Consider the following 4,955-nt stretch of genomic DNA (forward strand, 5'->3'; position numbering starts at 1 on the left):
GGCCGGCAGAGGAGTCGATTATCGCAAGCCAGGCCAGCGGCCACCACTGCAGCGTTCAATGCCCGCCCGGTCGGTGCGGCTGCTGACGGCTTCGACTCCCTGTGCGCCCAGCAGTTCGCGCACGGCAGCGGCCTGGTCGTGACCGTGTTCCAGCAGCAGCCAGCCACCCGGGTGCAACGCGTTTGGCGCCTGGGCCACGATCTGGCGGATGTCGTCCAGCCCATCCGGGCCAGCGGTCAGCGCGCTGATCGGCTCGTGGATCAGGGCGGCCAGGTGGTGGTCGCCTTCGGCAATGTAGGGTGGGTTGCTGGCGATCACGTCAAAGCGTTCACCGGGCACCGCGGCCAGCCAGACGCCGTGGGCGAATCGCACCGGCAAGCCCAGGCGGCGCGCGTTGGCCTGCGCCACGGACAGGGCGTCGGCGCTGGCGTCGGTGGCGGTGACCTGTGCATCAGGGCGGCTTCGAGCGATGGTCAGCGCAATGGCGCCGCTGCCGGTGCCCAGGTCGAGCAGGCGGGGTGCGTCGGTGCCGCCGTGTGGTGGCAGGGCGTCCAGCGCCCAGTCGACCAGCACCTCGGTGTCTGGGCGCGGCACCAGCACGCGGGCATCCACCTGCAGCGTGAGGCCGCCGAATTCCTTTTCACCCAGCAGGTAGGCCACGGGTTCGCCTTGTTGTCGCCGCTGCAGAAGTGCGGTCCAGCGGTTCGCGGCTTCAGACGGAAGTGGGTCGCTGTCGTGCGCGATCAGCCAGGCCCGGTCGTGCGGTGAGCGGCCCAGCGCGTGCAGCAGCAGCATCTGCGCGTCCAGACGGTCCAGGCTGGCGGTGGCGGCCTGCCGCAGGGCATCGGTCAGCGTGCTCATCGGCTGTTCTGTTGTTCCAGATCGGCCAGCAGCTCGGCCCCGCGCGCCACCTGCAGTGCGTGGATCACGTCGCCCAGGTCGCCCTCCATCACCTGCAGCAGCTTGTAGAGGGTGAGGTTGATGCGGTGGTCGGTCAGGCGCCCCTGCGGAAAGTTGTAGGTGCGTATGCGGTCGCTGCGGTCGCCGCTGCCGACCAGGCCTTTGCGGGTGGCGGCTTCTTTGGCGGCGCGCTCGCTGCGCTCCTTTTCCTGGATGCGCGCCTGCAGCACCTGCAGCGCCTTGGCCTTGTTGCTGTGCTGGCTGCGGCCGTCCTGGCATTCGGCCACGATGCCGGTGGGCAGGTGCACCACGCGCACGGCCGAATCGGTCTTGTTGATGTGCTGGCCGCCCGCGCCGCTGGCGCGGAAGGTGTCGATGCGCAGCTCGGCCGGGTTGAGTTTGACCGCTTCGGCCTCGTCGGGCTCGGGCATCACGGCCACGGTCGCGGCGCTGGTGTGGATGCGGCCCTGGGTTTCGGTCGCGGGCACGCGCTGCACGCGGTGACCGCCCGATTCGAAGCGCAGCTGGCCATAGACATTGGCGCCCGGTCCGCGCCCGGCGATGCGCAGCACCACTTCCTTGTAGCCGCCCAGTTCGCTGGGCGACTCGCTCACGATCTCGGTGGTCCAGCCCTGGCTGTCGGCGTAGCGGGTGTACAGGCGGGCCAGGTCGCCGGCGAACAGGGCCGACTCGTCGCCGCCGGTGCCAGCGCGGATTTCCACGAAGGCCGGGCGCTCGTCGTCCGGGTCTTTGGGCAGCAGCAGGTGCTGCAGATCTTCGTCCAGCCGTTCGAGGTCGCCCTTGGCCTCGTCGATCTCTTCCTGTGCCATCTCGGCCATGTCCGGGTCGGCCAGCATCTCCTGCGCGGCGGCCAGGTCGGCTTCGCGCTGCTGGTGGCGGTTGAAGGCCTCAACGATCACCGAGGCGTCGGCATGTTCGCGGCTGAGCGTGCGAAAGCGCTCCAGATCGCTCACCACATCGGGGGCCGAGAGCAGGGCGTCCAGCTCGTGCAGGCGGGCTTGCTGGCGCAGCAGGGTGTCGCGGACAAAGGGTTTCATGCGAATGGCGGGACGAAGCGACGGCGACGGAGAGGCGCACGGGGCCGGCGGACCGTGCAGTGCGCCCGAAGGCGCCGGGCGGCGTCGCTAGGACTTTTCGCGCAGGAACAGGCGCGAGACGGTCTGCGCCGTGGCGGCGCGGGTCTCGGCGTCGCCGGCGTGCAGCTCGGCCAGGGTGCCGTGCAGCATCTTTTGCGTCAGGCCCTTGGACAGGGCTTCGAGCACCGCCTCGACCGGCTCACCCTTGGCCAGCAGTTTCTTGGCGCGCATCAGTTCGGCGGCGCGCCAGGCGTCGGCCTGGGCGTTGATCTGCTGGATCAGCGGCACCACGCCGCCCTTGGCCGGGTCGCGCTGGTCCAGCCAGTGCATGAAGCTGAGCACGCCTGCGTCGATGATGGCCTCGGCCTGCGCGACGGCGGCCTGGCGGTTTTCCTTGCCAGTCTGCACCACGCTGGCCAGGTCGTCCACGGTGTACAGATACACGTCGGACAGGCCCTTGACCTCGATCTCGATGTCGCGCGGCACGGCCAGGTCAACCATGAACATGGGGCGGTGGCGGCGCTTCTTGAGCGCTCGTTCGACAGCTCCCAGGCCGATGATGGGCAGGGTGCTGGCGGTGCAGCTGACCACGGCGTCGAACTCGTGCAGGCGGTCGGGGATGTCGGCCAGGCGCATGACCTGGGCGCCGAAGCGGCCGGCCAGGGCCTCGCCGCGTTCGAGCGTGCGGTTGGCGATCGCCATGCTCTTGGGCGTCTTGGCCGCGAAGTGCGTGGCGGCCAGTTCGATCATCTCGCCGGCGCCGACGAACAGCACCTTGATGTCTTTGAGGTCTTCGAACAGCTGGCTGGCCAGGCGCACGGCGGCGGCGGTCATGCTGATCGAGTGGGCGCCGATTTCGGTGGAGGTGCGCACCTGCTTGGCGACCGCGAAGGAGCGCTGGAACAGCTGGTGCAGCGTGGTGCCCAGGGCACCGGCCTCGTCGGCGGCGCGCACCGCGTCTTTCATCTGGCCCAGGATCTGCGCCTCGCCCAGCACCATGCTGTCCAGCCCGCTGGCCACGCGGAAGGCGTGGCGTGCGGCTTCACCCTCGCGCAGGATGTAGGCGTGGTCCTTGAGCACGTGGGTGCTGACGCCGCCGGTCTGCGCCAGCCAGTCCAGCGTGGGTTCCACGGCCGACTGTTCGCCCGCCGCGTACAGCTCCGTGCGGTTGCAGGTGGACAGCAGCGTGGCCTCTGGCTGGCGTGCCAGACTGCTGCGATAACCGTGCAGCGTGGGCTGGATCTGGTCGAGCGCGAACGCGAAGCGACCCCGCAAATCAAGCGGAGCCGTGTGGTGGTTGATGCCGAGCGCCCAAACAGACATATGCCGGATTATAAAATTCGCCGCTCCAAGACGCCGACATCCCGCTGACATGACATTTTTGGCCCTGATCGGGCACCTGTTGAACTTCGCCGCCCCGGCCTGCGGGCTGGCGCTGCTGCTGTGGGGCATGCCCCGCCTGTGGCCCAGGGCCCGCGCTGGCCGTTGGGCCGCGCGCAAGGAACTGCTGGCCCTGTGCGGCCTGGGCGTGGCGGTGTTGCTGGTGGGGTTGGTTGTCTTTGGCCGCGACGCCAAGATGCTCACCTACACCGCGCTGGTGCTGGCCCAGGGCTCGCTGGTCTGGTGGGTGCGAGGCAGATAGGTCGGCCCCCCGCCGCGCTGCGCGCGACCCCCTCCAGGGGGCGACACCAGCCGTCTGGCGGAGCCAGCCCGGCGGTGTCTCTGGAAGATTCACCTCGCGCGAAGGATGTGCGCTTTGACGGCGCGGACCGTGGCGGTGACCGCGCCTCAGACCGGTGAAAGCCGGTCCACCGCGTCGGTGATGATGCCGTCTATGCCCCAGGCCTCCAGCCGTGCCACGTCGGCCGGCTCGTTGACGGTGTAGGCCAGGGTGCGCAGGCCGGCCTGCCGGGCGCGGGCCATGGCCTCGGCGGTCCAGTGTTCGTGGTCGCAGATGACAGCCACACAGCCCAGGCCCAGCGCGGTGTCCAGCCAGCCTTCGCACAAGGTTTCCAGCAGCAGGCCGCGCGGCAACGCTGGAGCGGTCTGGCGCGCGCCGGCCAGGGCTTCGGGTTCGAAGGAGCTGAGCAGCGGGGGCGCGCCGCTGGCGCCAGCCCACAGGCGCAGGGCTTCGCGCCCGACCGCTTCACCGGTCACATAGGCTAGGCCGGGGCTGGGCTTGATTTCGATGTTGAGGTCAAACCGGTTGGCCAGGCAGTGGCGGGCCACGGCGTCGAGCGTGGCGGGCGGCTCACCGGCATGGGTGCGCGAATGCCAGCCGCCGGCGTCCAGCCGGCTCAACGCCGCCCAGGGCAGGGCGCCGCCCAGACCCTGCCCGCTGGTGGTGCGTTCCAGCGTGTCGTCGTGCAGCAGGAACAGCACGCCATCGGCGCTGAGCTTGGCGTCGCACTCGAACATGCGGTAGCCGTGCTGTGCGCCCAGGCGGAAGGCGGCCAGCGTGTTCTCGGGGGCCAGCTGGCCGGCACCGCGGTGGGCGATCCAGCGGGGGTAGGGCCAGTGGGGCAGGTCTGCAGGGGCTGGTTTCATGGCGGGTGCGGGGGGTTTTCGAGCAGTGTGCCAGTACCCGCCGCGGGGGTGTGTGAATGGGGGGTGCGGTACCATCCAAGGCTCAGCTTTTCCTGCTGAACTCCGCTGCACATGAACGCTCCCACGCCGCTCCCGCTCCTGGAAACCGCCGCCGACGAATCGCCCCGTTTGCGCGAAATTCCCTACAACTACACCTCTTTTTCGGACCGGGAGATCGTCCTGCGCTTGCTCGGCTCCCATGCCTGGGACCTGCTGGACGAATTGCGCGGCGAGCGCCGCACCGGCCGTTCGGCCCGCATGCTGTACGAGGTGCTGGGCGACATCTGGGTCGTGCAGCGCAACCCCTACCTGCAGGACGACCTGCTGGACAACCCCAAGCGCCGCGCCGCGCTGGTCGACGCGCTGCACCAC

The 4,955-nt window shown here is 69.8% G+C and carries 6 protein-coding genes; 2 read left to right on the plus strand and 4 right to left on the minus strand.

Going from position 1 to position 4,955, the window contains the following annotated elements:
• Nucleotides 1-18 precede the first annotated feature (18 nt).
• The 3 genes from prmC to hemA form a co-directional block, all read right to left on the minus strand.
• Nucleotides 19-861, minus strand: coding sequence for a peptide chain release factor N(5)-glutamine methyltransferase (gene prmC / locus ACR2JA_RS10850; protein WP_434009097.1), 843 nt, complete (start codon nt 859-861; stop codon nt 19-21).
• Nucleotides 858-1,958 (minus strand): peptide chain release factor 1, encoded by a 1,101-nt coding sequence (gene prfA / locus ACR2JA_RS10855; protein WP_434009098.1) that lies wholly within the window; start codon nt 1,956-1,958, stop codon nt 858-860. The genes prmC and prfA overlap by 4 nt, the downstream gene beginning before the upstream one ends.
• Before the next feature lie 87 nt (nt 1,959-2,045).
• On the minus strand, nt 2,046-3,320 hold the full coding sequence (gene hemA / locus ACR2JA_RS10860) for a glutamyl-tRNA reductase (protein WP_434009099.1): 1,275 nt from the start codon (nt 3,318-3,320) through the stop codon (nt 2,046-2,048).
• A 49-nt stretch (nt 3,321-3,369) separates the two neighbouring features.
• Between hemA and ACR2JA_RS10865 the strand changes: the two genes are divergently transcribed.
• Complete coding sequence (locus ACR2JA_RS10865) at nt 3,370-3,639, plus strand: hypothetical protein (RefSeq protein WP_434009100.1); 270 nt, start codon at nt 3,370-3,372, stop codon at nt 3,637-3,639.
• A gap of 146 nt (nt 3,640-3,785) precedes the next feature.
• Here ACR2JA_RS10865 and ugpQ read toward each other — a convergent pair whose 3' ends face one another.
• A complete protein-coding gene (ugpQ, locus tag ACR2JA_RS10870) occupies nt 3,786-4,544 on the minus strand; it encodes a glycerophosphodiester phosphodiesterase (RefSeq protein ID WP_434009101.1) in 759 nt (252 codons plus the stop codon).
• 111 nt (nt 4,545-4,655) lie between these two features.
• Here ugpQ and ACR2JA_RS10875 point away from each other — a divergent pair.
• A partial coding sequence (locus ACR2JA_RS10875; RefSeq protein WP_434009102.1) for a DUF3683 domain-containing protein occupies nt 4,656-4,955 on the plus strand: 300 nt, incomplete at its 3' end.

Origin of the sequence: Hydrogenophaga sp. (genome assembly GCF_051007235.1) — a bacterium.
Classification (GTDB): domain Bacteria; phylum Pseudomonadota; class Gammaproteobacteria; order Burkholderiales; family Burkholderiaceae_C; genus Hydrogenophaga.

Excerpts from the sequence above, each read along its gene's own strand:
- prmC (WP_434009097.1), bottom strand. The coding sequence starts at position 861 with ATGAGCACGCTGACCGATGCCCTGCGGCAGGCCGCCACCGCCAGCCTG.
- prfA (WP_434009098.1), bottom strand. The coding sequence starts at position 1,958 with ATGAAACCCTTTGTCCGCGACACCCTGCTGCGCCAGCAAGCCCGCCTG.
- hemA (WP_434009099.1), bottom strand. The coding sequence starts at position 3,320 with ATGTCTGTTTGGGCGCTCGGCATCAACCACCACACGGCTCCGCTTGAT.
- ACR2JA_RS10865 (WP_434009100.1), top strand. The coding sequence starts at position 3,370 with ATGACATTTTTGGCCCTGATCGGGCACCTGTTGAACTTCGCCGCCCCG.
- ugpQ (WP_434009101.1), bottom strand. The coding sequence starts at position 4,544 with ATGAAACCAGCCCCTGCAGACCTGCCCCACTGGCCCTACCCCCGCTGG.